General features: G+C 67.8%; 14 protein-coding genes and 1 pseudogene. 5 read left to right on the top strand and 10 right to left on the bottom strand.

The window, feature by feature from the left end; translation table 11 throughout:
• Both I0Q12_RS15825 and I0Q12_RS15820 read left to right on the top strand, forming a co-directional pair.
• On the top strand, window positions 1–1,261 hold a 1,261-nt coding region (locus tag I0Q12_RS15825; RefSeq protein WP_231610762.1), incomplete at its 5' end, for an AMP-binding protein.
• A gap of 64 nt (window positions 1,262–1,325) precedes the next feature.
• Entirely contained in the window at window positions 1,326–2,477 is a 1,152-nt protein-coding gene (locus I0Q12_RS15820) for an acyl-CoA dehydrogenase family protein (protein ID WP_197252813.1), read from the top strand.
• Between the two features lie 54 nt (window positions 2,478–2,531).
• Here the strand turns inward: I0Q12_RS15820 and I0Q12_RS15815 are convergent, their stop codons facing one another.
• The 3 genes from I0Q12_RS15815 to I0Q12_RS15805 are packed head-to-tail and all read right to left on the bottom strand — an operon-like array spanning window position 2,532 to window position 4,568.
• Window positions 2,532–3,041 (bottom strand): acyl-CoA thioesterase, encoded by a 510-nt coding sequence (locus tag I0Q12_RS15815; RefSeq protein ID WP_197252812.1) that lies wholly within the window; start codon window positions 3,039–3,041, stop codon window positions 2,532–2,534.
• Between the two features lie 57 nt (window positions 3,042–3,098).
• Complete coding sequence (locus tag I0Q12_RS15810) at window positions 3,099–3,593, bottom strand: MarR family transcriptional regulator (protein ID WP_248673467.1); 495 nt, start codon at window positions 3,591–3,593, stop codon at window positions 3,099–3,101.
• A 39-nt stretch (window positions 3,594–3,632) separates the two neighbouring features.
• Window positions 3,633–4,568: a DNA-3-methyladenine glycosylase gene (locus I0Q12_RS15805; RefSeq protein ID WP_197252811.1), complete on the bottom strand. Its 936-nt coding sequence runs from the start codon at window positions 4,566–4,568 to the stop codon at window positions 3,633–3,635.
• Between the two features lie 72 nt (window positions 4,569–4,640).
• Between I0Q12_RS15805 and I0Q12_RS15800 the strand changes: the two genes are divergently transcribed.
• Entirely contained in the window at window positions 4,641–5,165 is a 525-nt protein-coding gene (locus I0Q12_RS15800; RefSeq protein ID WP_197252810.1) for a ribonuclease H, read from the top strand.
• 26 nt (window positions 5,166–5,191) lie between these two features.
• On the opposite strand, the pseudogene I0Q12_RS15795 reads toward I0Q12_RS15800, so the two are convergent.
• The 4 genes and pseudogenes from I0Q12_RS15795 to I0Q12_RS15780 all read right to left on the bottom strand — a co-directional run bounded on the left by I0Q12_RS15795 (window position 5,192) and on the right by I0Q12_RS15780 (window position 9,049).
• Window positions 5,192–5,949, bottom strand: a pseudogene (locus tag I0Q12_RS15795) (ABC transporter ATP-binding protein).
• Window positions 5,946–7,004 carry an iron chelate uptake ABC transporter family permease subunit gene (locus tag I0Q12_RS15790; RefSeq protein ID WP_197252809.1) on the bottom strand — a complete coding sequence of 353 codons (1,059 nt, stop codon included), beginning with the start codon at window positions 7,002–7,004 and terminating at the stop codon, window positions 5,946–5,948. The pseudogene I0Q12_RS15795 and the gene I0Q12_RS15790 overlap by 4 nt, the downstream one beginning before the upstream one ends.
• On the bottom strand, window positions 6,997–7,977 hold the full coding sequence (locus I0Q12_RS15785) for an ABC transporter permease (RefSeq protein WP_197252808.1): 981 nt from the start codon (window positions 7,975–7,977) through the stop codon (window positions 6,997–6,999). Before I0Q12_RS15785 ends, I0Q12_RS15790 begins: the two co-directional genes overlap by 8 nt.
• A gap of 79 nt (window positions 7,978–8,056) precedes the next feature.
• Window positions 8,057–9,049, bottom strand: a complete 993-nt coding sequence (locus tag I0Q12_RS15780; RefSeq protein WP_197252807.1) for a siderophore ABC transporter substrate-binding protein — start codon at window positions 9,047–9,049, stop codon at window positions 8,057–8,059.
• A gap of 191 nt (window positions 9,050–9,240) precedes the next feature.
• Between I0Q12_RS15780 and I0Q12_RS15775 the strand changes: the two genes are divergently transcribed.
• Window positions 9,241–10,116 (top strand): amidohydrolase family protein, encoded by an 876-nt coding sequence (locus tag I0Q12_RS15775; RefSeq protein ID WP_197252806.1) that lies wholly within the window; start codon window positions 9,241–9,243, stop codon window positions 10,114–10,116.
• 202 nt (window positions 10,117–10,318) lie between these two features.
• Window positions 10,319–11,059, top strand: a complete 741-nt coding sequence (locus I0Q12_RS15770) for an IclR family transcriptional regulator (RefSeq protein WP_231610761.1) — start codon at window positions 10,319–10,321, stop codon at window positions 11,057–11,059.
• A gap of 38 nt (window positions 11,060–11,097) precedes the next feature.
• Here I0Q12_RS15770 and I0Q12_RS15765 read toward each other — a convergent pair whose 3' ends face one another.
• The 3 genes from I0Q12_RS15765 to I0Q12_RS15755 all read right to left on the bottom strand — a co-directional run bounded on the left by I0Q12_RS15765 (window position 11,098) and on the right by I0Q12_RS15755 (window position 15,077).
• The gene (locus tag I0Q12_RS15765) at window positions 11,098–12,762 is read right to left on the bottom strand and encodes a class I adenylate-forming enzyme family protein (protein ID WP_197252805.1); all 1,665 of its coding nucleotides are present in this window, start codon (window positions 12,760–12,762) and stop codon (window positions 11,098–11,100) included.
• Window positions 12,763–12,933: 171 nt separating this feature from the next.
• Window positions 12,934–14,247 (bottom strand): bifunctional o-acetylhomoserine/o-acetylserine sulfhydrylase, encoded by a 1,314-nt coding sequence (locus tag I0Q12_RS15760; RefSeq protein WP_197252804.1) that lies wholly within the window; start codon window positions 14,245–14,247, stop codon window positions 12,934–12,936.
• A 314-nt stretch (window positions 14,248–14,561) separates the two neighbouring features.
• On the bottom strand, window positions 14,562–15,077 hold the full coding sequence (locus I0Q12_RS15755) for an OsmC family protein (protein WP_197252803.1): 516 nt from the start codon (window positions 15,075–15,077) through the stop codon (window positions 14,562–14,564).
• Window positions 15,078–15,202 lie beyond the last annotated feature (125 nt).

Here is a 15,202-nt window from a genome sequence, read left to right as displayed (position 1 = left end):
GCCGATCAACTACGCGCTGCGCGGCGAGGAACTGAGCTACCTGCTCGGCCAGTCCGGGGCGAAGGCCGTGCTCTTCGACCCGCCGCTGCGCACCAACCTCGACGACGTCCTCCCGGTCGTGCCGGCCGAGCACGTGGTGCCGCTGCGCGACGCCGACGACTCGCTGCTCGCCGTCGCCTCGGCGGGCGAGGTCCCGGAGGTGGACGGCGGCGCGTCCGGCGGCGACCTGGTTCAGCTGCTCTACACGTCGGGCACCACGTCGAAGCCCAAGGGCGCCATGATGACCCACGGTGCGCTCGTCCACGAGTACACGTCGTCGATCGTCGCGCTCGACCTCGACGCCGACGACAACCCGCTGATCTGCATGCCGCTGTACCACTCCGCGGCCGTGCACGTGTTCCTCATGCCGTACCTCGCGGTCGGCGCCACGATCACCCTGCTGCCGTCCCCGGACATCCCGGAGATCCTGCGGCTGATCGAATCCGAGCGCATCGGATCGCTGTTCCTCGCTCCGACCGTGTGGGTGCCGCTCGCGAACCATCCCGATCTCGACACCCGAGACCTGTCGTCGCTGCGCAAGGCCCAGTACGGTGCGTCGATCATGCCGGTGACCGTGCTGAACCGGCTGCGCGAGCGCTACCCGGATCTCGGGTTCTACAACTGCTTCGGACAGTCCGAGATCGGCCCGCTCGCATGCGTGCTCGGCCCCGACGAGCACGCCGATCGTCCGTCCTCCTGCGGCAGGGCCGTGCTGTTCGTCGAGACCCGCGTCGTCGACGCCGACGGCAACGACGTGCCCGACGGCGAGCCCGGCGAGATCCTGTACCGGTCGCCGCAGCTGTGCCTGGGTTACTGGGACAACCCGGAGGCCACCGCGGAAGCATTCCGCGACGGCTGGTTCCACTCGGGTGACCTCGTCACCCGCGACGCGGAGGGCTACATCACCGTCGTCGACCGCATCAAGGACGTCATCAACACCGGTGGCATCCTCGTCGCGTCCCGCGAGGTCGAGGACGCGCTGTACACGCACCCGGCGGTCGCCGAGGTCGCGGTGATCGGCACGCCCGACGAGAAGTGGATCGAGGCGGTCACCGCCGTCGTCGTGCTCAAGGACGGCCACGAGGTCGCCGAGTCCGATCTCATCGTGCACGTCAAGGAACGGCTCGCTCCGTTCAAGGTGCCCAAGATCGTGCGCTTCGTCGACACGCTCCCGCGCAACCAGAGCGGCAAGCTGCTCAAGCGCGAACTGCGTGCGGTGTGAGCCGCGAACTACCTTCGGTGGGAATGCACGGCCGGTAGCGGCTGTCGAAAAGCAAAGGGAACCAATGGGGATCAAGCACGTGCCGTCCTGGCACGACGACGAAGTCCGGGCACTGTCGGAACTGGCCGGTGACTTCTTCGAACGCGAGGTGATGGCGCACGCCGAGAAGTGGGACGCGCAGCACCGCATCGACCGGCAGGTGTGGCTCGAGGCCGGCAAGCTCGGGCTGCTGCTGTGCTCGATTCCGGAGGAATACGGCGGCGGCGGAGGCACATTCGCGCACGACCTCGCGGTCCTCGAGGCGCAGGGCTACGCGGGTGATCTCGCGTTCGGTATCTCCATCCACAGCGGTATCGTCGCGCACTACCTCCTCGAGTACGGCACCGAGGAGCAGAAGCGAACCTGGTTGCCGGGCATGGCCACCGGCGAGATCCTCGGTGCGCTCGGCATGACCGAGCCCGGCGCCGGATCGGATCTGAAGGCGATCAAGACCACGGCGATCCGCGACGGCGACGAGTACGTCGTCAACGGCTCGAAGACGTTCATCACCAACGGCGCCTCCGCCGACATGATCGTGCTGGCGGTCAAGACCGACCCGAAGGCCGGCGCCAAGGGAATCTCGCTGCTCATCGTCGACCTGCGCGATTGCCCGGGCTTCGCCGTCGGTCGAGTGCTCGACAAGGTCGGCCAGCACGGCGCCGACACCTCCGAGCTGTCGTTCACCGACGTGCGGGTTCCCGTGTCGAACCTGCTGGGGGACAGCGAAGGCCAGGGCTTCGCGCAGTTGATGGCGCAGCTCGTGCAGGAACGGCTGATCATCGGCGCGCAGGCGGCCGGTGCGATGCAGCGGGCGGTCGACGAGACGGTGCGCTACACCAAGCAGCGGCAGGCGTTCGGGCACACGCTGTTCGACTTCCAGAACACCGCCTTCGAGCTCGCCGAGTGCCAGACCATCGCCCGCACGTGCCAGGTCTTCCTGGACCACTGCATCGAGCAGCACCTGAAGGGGCAGCTCGATCCCGCGGACGCCGCGATGGTCAAGTACTGGCTGACCGACAAGCAGTGCGAGGTCATCGACCGCTGCGTCCAGTTGCACGGCGGCTACGGCTACATGCGCGAGTACCTGATCGCGCGGATGTACGAGGACGCGCGGGTGCAGCGGATCTACGCCGGCGCCAACGAAGTGATGAAGATGCTCATCTCGCGGTCGCTGTAGACGCCGGAGTGACGGGAACCGATCGTATCGGTTCCCGTCACCCGAAGCGCGAAGTCACCAGGGACGGCTGGTGGACAGATATTCGGCCATTTCCTGACTCTGGCGGCGGTGGATGCGCCGGTGCTCGGCGCGTTCGTCGCCGCTCTTGTTGAGCCGGCGTTCCTCCTCGGACTCGGGCAGCACCGGGGGCACCTCGGTGGGCCGGCCCGCGTCGTCGATCGCGACGAACGTGAGGAATGCGGTCGCGGCGATGCGGCGATCACCGCTGCGCAGATCCTCGGCGGTGACCTTCACGAACACTTCCATCGAACTGCGGCCGGTCCGGGTGACGAACGATTCGAGGCACACCGAATCCGACGGGCGGACGGGTGCGAGGAACGCCACAGAGTCCGTCGACGCCGTGACCACCGATGCGCGACTGTGCCGGGTCGCGGAGATCGACGCGGTCATGTCGATGTCGCTCATCAGTTTTCCGCCGAACAACGTGTTGTGGTCGTTGACGTCGTTGGGAAAAACCCTGCTGGTCTTGACAACTCGGGATTCGCGGCACGGTTTCGGCTGCACGATCGTCCTTTCGGGGGTTGCGTGCGGCGGGATCTCCGTCGCGCGGCCCCATCCAGCCTACGACTCGCGCGGGACCGCCTGTCCGTTGTGTCGGGCACGGTCCCGGGTGTGATGGTCGATGATCTTCGTGAGCATCGCGGTGAGCTGTGCGCGTTCGTCGGCGTCGAGCGGCGCGAAGGCCTCGTCCTGTACGGCGGTGAGAACGTCGTCGAGCACCGACAGGCGGTGGCGTCCCCTCCGGGTGAGGCTGACGATGTTGCGTCTGCGGTCCTTCGGATCGGGGGTGCGCTCGACGAAGCGGCGGTCGGACAGGGCGTCCACGGCGGCGGCGACGTCGCTGCGGTCGAGTCCGCACCGGCGGCCGAGTTCGATCTGGCTGGACGGCCCGCCCTCGCCGAGTGCGGCCAGGATGCGGTAGTGGTGGCCGCGGGCGTCGGCGGCGTCGAGTCGGTCGAACACCATGCGGTGCACGTGCCGTGCGGACTGCATCAGCAGGAAGCTCGGGAGGTGATCGAGCCGGGTCGGCACGGGGTAGTTGTCGGGGTCGGACACGGGTCCATCCTACCTATCGTTGGTGCAACCAACGAAATGTCAGTGGTGGCGGTGGTCGGTGATCGCGGTGCGGGGCCCACGCCGGGGCACCCGGTGGTAACCACCGGTCTCGGTGATCAGCCGGATCACCCGATAGCGGTGTGGCCGTAGCGGTTCCAGGAGTTCCACCATGCCCGCGTCGTCCAGCGGCCGCCCGAGCAACGACCATCCGACGACGGACGCGAGATGGTAGTCGCCGACCGAGAGTGCGTCGGCGTCGCCGAACGCGCGCTGGGCGACCTCCGCCGCCGTCCAGATGCCGACGCCGGGCACCGACCGCAGTTTGCGTTGCGCCTGCTGCGGGGATTCGGCGGTGAGGCGCTCGAGGCTGTCGCCGAGTTGCGCGCAGCGCACGACGGTGCGGGCGCGGCCGGGGTCGACGTTCGCCTTGTGGAACTCCCACGACGGGACCCGCCGCCACGTGTCGGCGGACGGCGGCACCGCCATGCCGCGCGGTGCCGGGCCGGGCGCCGGGTCGCCGAACCGCAGCACGAGACGACGCCACGACGCGAACGCCGCGACGCCGTGCACGCGCTGCTCGAGGATCGCCGGCACGAGCGCTTCGAACACCCGGCCGGTGCGGGTGATGCGCAGCCCCGGCAGGCGCCGGTGCGCGTCGGCCAGCAGCGGATGCTCGGGGGCGAACCCGGATGCGTCGTCACCGGCCCCGAGCAGCGCGGGCAGGGCGGAGAGGAGTTCCTCGGCGCCGGGACCCCACGCGAGGCACCGGGCGCCGGTGGGGCCGTCCTGACGGATGCGATAGGTGACGGGCCCGGACTCCATCCGGGACGTGCGCCAGACGTCATCGGCGACGTGCCGGTGACAGGGGTCATACGGTCCGCGCTGCAACGGGCGTAGGGTTTGAGCGACGTCGACGGGCCACGGCAGCTCGACCCGGGTGTCGAAAGGGGTGGCTTCACCGACGTACGCGGTCACCGGTTCACCGTACCTCGCACGGCGACCGCATCGGTTTCCACGGTGTCGGACGGAAAGGCTATGGTCTGCAACATGATCATCGTGAGCACCGACGGGTCCTGCCTGCGGAATCCCGGTGGCGCCATCGGGTGGGCGTGGGTCAACCACCAGGGCCCCAGCGCATCGGGGGGTGAGCGGTCGGGTACGAACCAGATCGCCGAACTGCGCGCGTTGCTCGAGGCGCTGCGTGCCCATCCCGGTTCCGAACCGATGATCATCGAATCCGATTCGCAGTACGCGATCAAGTGCGCCTCGGAATGGCTTCCGGGTTGGAAGCGCAAGGGCTGGAAGACCTCCACCGGCGCGCCGGTGAAGAACGTCGAACTCGTGCGCGCCATCGACCAGGAGATCGCGGAGCGCTCGGGTCCGGTTCGCTTCCGCTGGGTGCGCGGGCACGTCGGCAACCACTTCAACGAGGTGGCCGACACGCTCGCCGGGGCCGCCGCGCGCGAGGCCGCCGCCCGTCCGGGTCCGATCGAGGTGCCCCGGTCGGTGCGGCACGTCGTCAAGCCCGTGGCCGCGCGCGGTACGGACGACACGGAGCTGACGCTGTTCTGATCCGGGGCTGTACCAACCGGCCCGCTCTAGCGGTAGTAGACCGCCAGCGGACCGTTGGGCCCGTCGACACAGGTGACGGGGGTGTCGAACACGCGCGAGAGCGTGTCGTCGACCATGATCTCCTCGGAGGTGCCGAACTCGACGACGCGGCCGTCCTTCACCGCGCAGATCCGGTCCGCGTAGTGCGCCGCGAAGTTGATGTCGTGCAGCACGATGACCACCGTGCGCCCGAGTTCGTCGGCCGCCCTGCGCAGGTGTTGCATCATGAGCACCGAATGGCGCATGTCCAGGTTGTTGAGCGGCTCGTCGAGCAGGACGTAATCGGTGTCCTGGCACAGCACCATGGCGACGTAGGCGCGCTGGCGCTGCCCGCCGGACAACTGATCCAGGTACCGGTTCTCCAGCGGGCCGAGGTCGAAGAACTCGATGGAGCGGCTGATGATCTCCTGATCCCGCTGCGTGATCCGCCCCTTCGAGTGCGGGAACCGGCCGAACCCGACGAGCTGGCGCACCGTCAGCCGGGTGACGAAGTGGTTCTCCTGACGCAGGATGGAGACGATCTTGGCCAGGTCCTTCGAGGGGGTCCGCGCGATGTCGTATCCGGCGATCTCGATGGATCCGGAATCGGCGCCGAGCAGTCGGCCGATGATCGTCAGCAGTGTCGACTTGCCTGCTCCGTTGGGCCGACCAGAGCGGTGATGCCCCCGGCCGGAATCTGCAGATCGACCGGGCCGATCGACACCTCACTGTTGTAATCCTTACGGACACTCTTGAGTTCGATCACAGTCTGCCCTTTCGGAGGATGACGAAGAGGAACACCGATCCGCCGACGGCCTCGATGATGATGGACACGGCGCCCTCGGTGTAGAAGATGTTCTTCAGGACGAAGTAGGCCCCGGTGAGAACCGTGAATCCCGTGAGCACAGCCACGGGGAACACGTAGCGGTGGTCGTAGGTGTTCGCGAACTGGTACGCCAGCGTGGCGACGAGGAAGCCCAGGAAGGTCATGGGGCCGATGAGCGCGGTCGAGACCGCCATGAGGACGGACACGAGGAACAGCACGATCATGATCTCGCGGCGATGATCGAGCCCGAGGTTGGTGGTGACGTCCCGGCCCATCGCGACGAGGTTGAGTCTGCGTGCACGCCACCACAACGCGACCGCGGCCGCGACGCACAGGGGAATCGCGATCGGCAGGTAGTCGGCGTCCGCGTTGGACACCGACCCGAAGAGCCGGGCGGTGAGGACGTCGAACTCGCTCGGGGTGAGCAGTCGCTGCATGAAGGTCGAGACGGAGCCGAGCCCGCCACCGAGGACGATGCCGACGAGCAGCATGACCTGCAGGTTGCCGTACTTGCCCGAGAGCAGCCATCCGTAGAGCATCAGCGAGAAGACGACCATCAGCGCGATCTGCAGGATGAACTGCGGGGTGCCCTGGAGCGCAACCACACCCGTGGCGCCGAGGAAGTACACGGCGGCGGTGGAGATCGCCACGTACAGCGACTCGAACCCCATGATCGACGGCGTGATGATCCGGTTGTTCGTCGCGGTCTGGAACGCGACGGTGGCGGTGGCCTGGCACACGACGACGATCGCGATGACGATCAGGCTGGTCGCTCGCATCTCGGTGATCCGCCAGAAGCCGGCGCTGCCGAACGGCATGGGGTTGTCCCACACCAGCGTTCCGGCGGCGAACAGGCACGAGAGGACGGCCAGCGTGGCGAGGAGGATCCAGTAGCGGCGCCGCGACTTGGCATCGGGAAAGGCGTCGGACGTGGAGCCCCCCGCGGGCGCGGGCGCCGCGGTGATGTCGGCGTGCGGGGTCGAGGTTTCAAGCATGGCGGCGGCTCCGCAGCAGAAGGGCGATGAACACGACGGCGCCGACCACACCGAGGATGAGGGACACCGGAATCTCGAACGGCGCGATGATCGTCCGGCCGATGAGATCGCACACCGTCACGATGGCGATGCCCAGCAGGCACACCCACGGCAGATTGCTGCGCAGGTCGTCGCCGCGGAACATCGAGACGATGTTGGGCACGATGAGCCCGATGAACGGCAGGTTCCCCACGACGACCGTCACGACGCCGGTGGCGATCGCGATGAGGCCCGTACCCAGGAGGATGAGGCGGTTGTAGTTCAACCCGACGTTGGTCGCCACGTCCTCACCGAGGCCGGCGACGGTGAAGCGGTCGGCGACGACGAAGATCGCGATCGCGACGAGCGCCACGATCCACAGCACCTCGTACTGCCCGCGCAGGATCGAGGTGAAGCTTCCGGCGAACCACACGCCGAGGCTCTGGAGCGTGTCGGTGGCCAGGGCCAGGTAGGTGGTGATGGAGCCGACGACTGCGCCGAGCATGATCCCGACGATCGGCACGATCAGTGAGGACGACAACGCTACCCGGCGCAGGAACAGGAAGAAGATCATGGTTCCGACGAACGCGGCGGCGATGGCGCCGATCATCCGGGGCATGAGACCCGCGTCGGGCACGAGGATCAGCATGAGGATGAGGCCGAGCCCCGCCCATTCCGTGGTGCCGGCGGTGGTCGGTTCCACGAATCGGTTCTGGGTGAGCAACTGCATCACCAGTCCGGACATCGCCATCGCGGCACCGGCGAGAACCAGCGCGATGGTGCGGGGGATGCGAGTGATCTCGAACATCTCCCAGCCCTGTTCGCCGCCGAAGATGTCGTAGACCCCAGTGAACAGCGACAGGGTCAGCAGGACGCCGACGCCGAGGATGCCCAGGAGGAGTTTCCAGTCGAACAGGCGCCCTTTGCTGCGGGTGGGAGCTGTCGTAACGCTCATGTGGTGCCGTCGTCTTCCGTAGTGCACTTGTGCCTGTGCCCCGCGGGCGGGCCCGCGGGGTGACAGGACGAGACGAGAATCAGGACTTCTGCTGCTCGAGCAGGTCCGCGAGAGCATTGAAGAACTCCGTGTACGTCTGGATGCTCTCGTTGGTGTAGGTGTCGGTGGGCAGGTAGATAACCTTGCCCTCCTTGACCGCGGTGACCGACTTCAGGGCTTCGGTGGTCTCGATGATGTTCGCTGCGGGACGGTAGCCCTCGGTCGCTGCGCCGGTGGCGGTGCCGGCATCGCGGTCCATCACGATGATCAGATCCGGGTTGGAAGCCGCGATGGCCTCGACCGAGATGTCGTCGCCCTGGTGGTTGTCGGTGCCTTCCGGAACCTCGAGAGCGGGGGTGAGGCCGAGGATGTCGAACATGGGGCCGATGGTGCGGCCGGTGCTCGGGGCGACGTAGCCGATCTCGCCACCCGAGGTGATCAGGCCCATGACCTTCGTGTCGGGGGAGTAGGCGGCCTTCACCCGCGCGATCGAGGCGTCGAGTGCGTCGTTGAGGGCCTGCGCCTCGGACTCCTTGCCGAAGATCTCGCCGAGCACGGTGGTGCCGCGCTTGAGCTCGGCGTCGAAGGGCTGGTCGTCGCGCGGCGCGACCTCGACGATGGCGGCGTCCGGTGCCAGCCGCTGGAAGTCCTCGCGGAACTGAGCGAAACGACCGCCGTTGATGATCAGGTCGGGCTCGACGGCGACGATGGCCTCGAGATTCGGCTCGCGGTGGCTGCCCAGGTTGACGATGCTGTCGTCCTGCGTGAAGCCGATGGTGTTGGGCATCAAGCTCACGGCGCCCGCCGAGAGCTTCACACCCCAGGTGTCGAGGGTCTCGAACGTGCTGTTGTCGGTGGCCACGACCGACTTCGGCGGCACGGTCACGGTCTGTTCACCGAAGTTGTCCTCGACCGTGATCGTCGCTGCGGCGGTGTCCTCGGACGAGTCCGTCGTGGAGGTCGAGCAGCCGGCCAGAGCGACTACAGCCAATGCGCCGACAGCGGCGCGCCGATACATGCGGGTGGCTTTCATGCGGTGATCCTCGAGTTCTGCTTCAGGTGAGCGGCACGGCGCCGCAGCGGACGGGAGTTTACCCTAGGCTTACCTACCTATTTGTTCAGGACACTACAAGTAAAAGTTCAATTTTGGATTTTCTGGAAGCGCCGTCTCTCGGTGGGGAGTGCGCGCGGTCGGTTCCCGGGGCGGATCGGTACGGTCGGGGGATGGACGAAGCGGAACGGATCGGTCGATTCCGGTACGAACACGGACTGGCCTCTCTCATCGACGTGCACACCCACTTCATGCCTGCGAATGTGATGGACAAGGTGTGGAAGTACTTCGACGCGGCCGGTCCGCTCGTGGGCCGTCCCTGGCCGATCACCTACCGGCACGACGAGGACGAGCGGGTGGCGACGCTGCGGTCGTTCGGCGTCTCCCGGTTCACCTCGATGCTGTATCCGCATCGCCCCGAGATGGCGGCGTGGCTCAACGTGTGGTCCGCGCAGTTCGCCGCCCGCACCCCCGACTGTCTGCACACGGCGACGTTCTATCCGGAGCCGGGTGTCGCGGACTACGTGGCCGCCGCGCTCGCCGACGGCGTCCGGGTGTTCAAGTCGCACATCCAGGTCGGTGACTACAACCCGAACGACCCGCTGCTCGACCCGGTGTGGGGGATGCTCGCCGACTCGGGCGTGCCGACGGTCATCCACTGCGGATCCGGCCCGGCGCCGGGAACCCACACCGGACCGAAACCGATTGTGTCTCTGCTGCAACGGTTCCCGGATCTGACCCTGATCATCGCGCACATGGGGATGCCCGAGTACGTCGATTTCCTCGATCTCGCGGAGCGGTATCCGCGGGTGTATCTGGATACGACCATGGCGTTCACCGACTTCGCCGAGGAGGATGCCCCCTTCCCGGTGGGCGAGCTGCCGCGACTCGGCGAGCTGCGTTCGAAGATTCTGCTGGGCAGCGACTTTCCGAACATCCCCTACGGGTACGTGCACCAGCTCGAATCGCTCGAGCGGGTGGCCCCGGATTCCGCGTGGTTGCGCGCGGTGTGTCACGACAACGCGGCCACCCTGTTCGGCATCGCCTGACGCCGGTCCTGTCCGGCCCCGGGGAGCAGTGGTCCCGACCGGGCGCTATTCCCTTTCGCCGCCGCACCCGCTACCGTGCAGGAATCAATTTCAGTGTGGTGGGGAACACAGAAGGCGAGGTGGGGGTGTGACCGTCGTGGATCGGCCCGTCGGGTCGTCGACAGCGCCGAGGCGAGACGAACCCCAATCGATGATCGCGCGCATGACGTGGATCCTCGACGCGTTCGACAGCCGGACCGCCCAGCTGTCCCTCGAAGACCTGGAGCTGCGTACCGGGCTGCCGCGATCGACGGTGCACCGCATTCTCGACCAGCTCGTCCGGCTCGAGTGGATCGACCGGGCCCCTCTCGGCTACCGGCTCGGGCGTCGCAGCAGAGGTACCGACGTCGTACCGGGGCATGACCGGCTCCGTGCCGCGGCGGCACCGGTGTTGCACCGCATGGCGCTGCAGACCGGCACCGTCGCGCACCTGACGGTCCTCGACAGGGCCGACAGCGTCTACCTCGACAAGGTCGGCGGCCGGCTCGCCGCGGCCCTTCCCACCCGCGTCGGCGGTCGCCGGCCGGCCCATGCCAACGCCGGCGGGAAAGCGATGCTCGCGTGGCTGCCCGACGAATCCCTGGCCGGCTTGTTCGAGGGCGGGATCCGAATGTGCACGGACCGCACGATCACCGATCCGGACGTTCTGCGCCGCGAACTCGAGCGAATCCGCGAGCGGGGCGGACTGGCGTTCGAGAGCGGTGAATCGGTGCCGGGTGTCGGCTGTGTCGGTGCCGCGGTACTCGGTACGGACGGTCCGGTCGCGGGCATCTCGCTGTGCGGCGCGGAGCAGGTCGTCGACCCCCACCGGCTCGGGCCGCTCGTGGCCGCGGCGGCCCGGGAGATCACCCGAGCGCTGTATCCGATGTCCGGCGACCCCGCCCGCCGTGCGCGATTCCGGTAGCGGGAGCTACCGAAAACGCGCACGAGGGGAGGGGGCGGTCAGACGGTCACGTTGCGCCGCAGAACCTTTCCGGTTGCGTTGCGAGGCAACAGATCACGAGTGATCCGCCACTGCGAGGGAACCTTGTAGTAGGAGAGGCGCTCGCGGCAGAACTCGCGCAGGTCGTCCTCGCTCGCATCGTGACCGGCCCGCAGCACCACGACCGCGGCGACCTCCTGGCCCAGATCCTCGTGATCGACACCGATGACCGCGCATTCGTGCACTGCGGGATGTTCTTCGAGGCACTGTTCGACCTCGGTGGGATACACGTTCTCTCCGCCGCGCAGGATCAGATCCGAACGGCGGCCGGCCAACCGCAACCGGCCGTCCTCGACGATGCCGTAGTCGCCGGTGCGCAACCATCCGTCGGACGTGAGGGCGGCGGTGGTCGCCGTCTCGTCCTCCCAGTACCCCAGCATCACGAACGGACTGCGGACGCAGATCTCGCCCTCGATACCGTCGGGCACCACCTCCCCGAAGGGATCGCGGATCTCGAGCGCCACAGTCATGATCGGGCGGCCCAATGTGCCTGGGAACGCCTCGAGTTCGGGTGCGGTGGCGACCGCGATGGCGGTGCTGCACTCGGTCAGGCCGTAGCTGTCCACCAGTGCCTGCTGCGCGAACGGGAACTTCGCGCGGAGCCGCTGCTTGAACTCCGGCGACGACGGCGCCGACGCCAGCGCGAACGCGGTCAGTGACGACAGGTCGTAACGGTCGGTGTCCGGGTGTTCGAGCATGCGCGCGGCCATCGTCGGAACCGCTCCCCAGTTGGTGACCCGTTCGCGTTCGATCAGGCCGAAGACCTTGTCGACGTCGAAACCGCCCTCGGTCATGATCACGGCGCTGCCCGTCGCCAGTCGCGGGACCGCGAGATTGTGCAGGCTCGCGATGTGGAACAGAGGGGACGTGAGCAGGTAGCGGTTGTCGCTCGGCACGGCGTCGTCGTAGGTGCGCCCGTACATGTGCGCGACCAACGCATCGGAGAACCGGTGGTAGTCGACGACGGCCAGCAGATTCCGCTGCGAGTGCACGGCGCCCTTGGGGCGTCCGCTCGTGCCGCTGGTGAACAGGATGACCGCCGGGTCGTCCTCGTCCACGTCGGCCGTGGGCAGTTCCGCGCCGGCGCCGGCGGCCACGATGCGCGGCAGGTCGTCCTCGACAGTGAGCAACGTGAATCCGGACAGTCCCGAATCGGCAAGCAGTGCAGCGCGTTTGGTGTCGGTGAGGATCACCTTCGGTCGCACCAGACCGACGCCGTACTCGATCTCCTTCGGTGTCCACCACGAGTTGAGACCGACCGCGATCGCACCGAGGCACTGTGCCGCCCAGAACGTGACGACCCACTCGGGCGAGTTCGCGGCGAGGATCCCGACCCGGTCACCCTTGCCGACACCGTGGTCCTCGCGCAGGGCGGTGGCCACGGCGGCGACCGCATCGGCGTGCTCGGCGAAGGACAGGCGGCGGTCCGCGGTGACGAGATAGTCGCGGTCGCCCCAGGCCTTCGACGCGGCAACCAGGTCGCCGACCCGACGGTCGCGGTTGCGCACCACGGGAATTCGGTTGCCGCGCACCTCCTCCGGGGCGATCTCGAAGCGACCCCCCGGCCCGGTGAGTGTCGTGACGACCTGCTGAACCATCTGCTGCAGATCTGCTGGTGCTGACATGGACGTGCCCTTCCGACGAGTACCCGGCCCCGGTGTCGGCTGACAACATCTCATCAGAATCGACGTGAAAAGTGGCCTGTACCACTGAACGGGAGTGCACGCGACGGCGCGTGAACAGACAACGAGGCCCGCCCCCGGGAATCGGGAGCGGGCCTCGCGATGGATCCGCCGTCAGTTGGCGGCTGCGGCGAGACCGCTTTCGATGTCGGCGAGGATGTCGTCGATGTGCTCGATGCCGACCGCCAGACGCACCAGGCCGGGCGTGACACCCGCGGCGAGCTGTTCCTCGGCCGTGAGCTGCGAATGCGTCGTCGACGCGGGGTGGATGACCAGCGAGCGGACGTCACCGATGTTGGCGACGTGGCTGTGCAGCGTCAGGGCGTCGACGAACTTCTTGCCGGCGTCGACACCACCCGCGAGCTCGAACACGACGATCGCGCCGGTGCCGCGCGGCGCGAGCTGCTTGCCGCGTTCGAACCACGGGGACGACGGCAGACCGGCGTACGACACCGACTCGACCTCCGGCCGGGCCTCGAGGAATTCGGCGACGCGCTGGGCGTTGGCGACGTGCCGCTCGACGCGCAGCGACAGGGTCTCCAGGCCCTGGGCGATGAGGAACGCGTTGAACGGTGCGACAGCGGAACCGAGGTCGCGCAGCAGCTGGACGCGGGCCTTGAGTGCGTAGGCCGGCGCGCCGAGGTCCGCGAAGACGACGCCGTGGTAGCTCGGATCGGGCGTCGTGAAGTTGGTGTGACGCCCCTGCGTCCAGTCGAACTTGCCGCCGTCGATGATCACACCGGCGATCGCGGTGCCGTGGCCGCCGAGGTACTTGGTGGCCGAGTGCACGACGATGTCGGCGCCGTGCTCGAGCGGACGCAGCAGGTAGGGGGTGGCGACCGTGTTGTCGACGATCAGCGGCAGGCCGTTGTCGTGCGCGACCCCGGAGATGCCGGGGATGTCGAGGATGTGGTTCTTCGGATTAGCGATGGTCTCGCCGTAGAACGCCTTGGTGTTCGGGCGGATCGCTGCGGCCCACTGCTCGAGGTCGTCGGGATCCTCGACGAAGGTGACCTCGATGCCGAGCTTGGGCAGCGTGTAGTGCAGCAGGTTGTAGGTGCCGCCGTACAGGTAGGGGCTGGCGACGATGTGATCGCCGGCCTCGGCGAGGTTGAGGATCGCGAAGGTCTCGGCGGCCTGGCCGGACGACAGCAGCAGCGCCGCGACGCCACCCTCGAGCGCGGCGATGCGCTGTTCCACCGCGTCCTGGGTGGGGTTCATGATGCGCGTGTAGATGTTGCCGGGCTCGGCGAGACCGAACAGTGCGGCAGCGTGATCGGTGCTGTCGAAGGTGTAGCTGGTGGTCTGGTAGATCGGCAGGGCGCGGGCCTTGGTGTCGCCACCGGCGGGCTGGCCGACGTGGATCTGCTTGGTTTCGAAACTCCAGCTCGCCGTGGGATCGACGGCGTCGGGGGTGGTCTCGCTCATCGGTGCTGCTCCGTACTACTCGATATTTCTGGGATTTCGGGGAAGGAACTCGGTGGTGGTCCGGCACGAGGCGGCGTTCGGACAGACGGCTGCGGCCGACTCGCCGGCCGGCGCGGACACCACGCTGGGGAGGATCGGGCGGGGACGCTCAGCGACCCGAACACCCGCAGATACACATGTACTGCGCACGACAACGCATCGACGGGCGACCCGTCGACCATGCTCGTGTGTTGCTCACGAACCCGACAATAACCGGTGAACCTGATCCCGACCAGCGTTCCGGGGACGCGTCGCGTCGGCCCGGCGAGCGCGGGTCAGGCCGTTTCGAGGATCGTGCGGACCGGCGTCGCGTTGCGGGTCAGGTCGAGTACCGGGCAGTGTGCGTCGACCGCTTCCTGCAGTTCCAGGTAGCGTTCCCGCGCTTCCGGTCCGGTGAGGGTCACGACGACGCGGACCTCGCCGAACCCCGCGCGGACGGAGTCGTCGAAACCGAAGAAGCCGCGCACGTCCAGATCGCCCTCGGCGCGGGCGGTGATCCCGTCGACGGTGATGCCGAGCTTGTCGGCCCACACCCGGTACGTCACGACCTGGCAGGACAACAGCGACGCGAGGTAGTACTCGACGGGGTTGGGGGCGGTGTTCTCGCCGCCGAGCGCCGGGGGTTCGTCGACCTCGACCTCGAACCGGCCGAGCGTCACGGTGCTCGCGACCGCGGAGTGGGCTCGGGCGTCGGCGCGGAACACGACCGCGGCCTTGGCCGGGTCCTCGCTCACGGCGTCGTGGTTGGCCGCGACGACGGCCTGCAGGTGGGAGACGGGTGCAGTGGTCATGAGGGTCCTTCGAAGCGGAGTGCCGGTTGGGTATCGCGACGGAACCACATTTCTGATCTATGCACTAGGGAATTGCGCGCACGGATTTTCGGCCTTGCGCATCCGGCACCGCAGCGCTCACGCGA

Source organism: Rhodococcus sp. CX, assembly GCF_015865005.1.
Classification (GTDB): domain Bacteria; phylum Actinomycetota; class Actinomycetes; order Mycobacteriales; family Mycobacteriaceae; genus Rhodococcus.
Note: the sequence above shows the minus strand (reverse complement) of the source record. Positions and strands in the feature narration are given on the sequence as shown.

Coding starts and splice junctions, on each gene's coding strand:
- I0Q12_RS15780 (WP_197252807.1), bottom strand. CDS start 9,049: ATGAAAGCCACCCGCATGTATCGGCGCGCCGCTGTCGGCGCATTGGCT.
- I0Q12_RS15760 (WP_197252804.1), bottom strand. CDS start 14,247: ATGAGCGAGACCACCCCCGACGCCGTCGATCCCACGGCGAGCTGGAGT.
- I0Q12_RS15790 (WP_197252809.1), bottom strand. CDS start 7,004: ATGCTTGAAACCTCGACCCCGCACGCCGACATCACCGCGGCGCCCGCG.
- I0Q12_RS15765 (WP_197252805.1), bottom strand. CDS start 12,762: ATGTCAGCACCAGCAGATCTGCAGCAGATGGTTCAGCAGGTCGTCACG.
- I0Q12_RS15820 (WP_197252813.1), top strand. CDS start 1,326: ATGGGGATCAAGCACGTGCCGTCCTGGCACGACGACGAAGTCCGGGCA.
- I0Q12_RS15755 (WP_197252803.1), bottom strand. CDS start 15,077: ATGACCACTGCACCCGTCTCCCACCTGCAGGCCGTCGTCGCGGCCAAC.
- I0Q12_RS15775 (WP_197252806.1), top strand. CDS start 9,241: ATGGACGAAGCGGAACGGATCGGTCGATTCCGGTACGAACACGGACTG.
- I0Q12_RS15800 (WP_197252810.1), top strand. CDS start 4,641: ATGATCATCGTGAGCACCGACGGGTCCTGCCTGCGGAATCCCGGTGGC.
- I0Q12_RS15770 (WP_231610761.1), top strand. CDS start 10,319: ATGACGTGGATCCTCGACGCGTTCGACAGCCGGACCGCCCAGCTGTCC.
- I0Q12_RS15785 (WP_197252808.1), bottom strand. CDS start 7,977: ATGAGCGTTACGACAGCTCCCACCCGCAGCAAAGGGCGCCTGTTCGAC.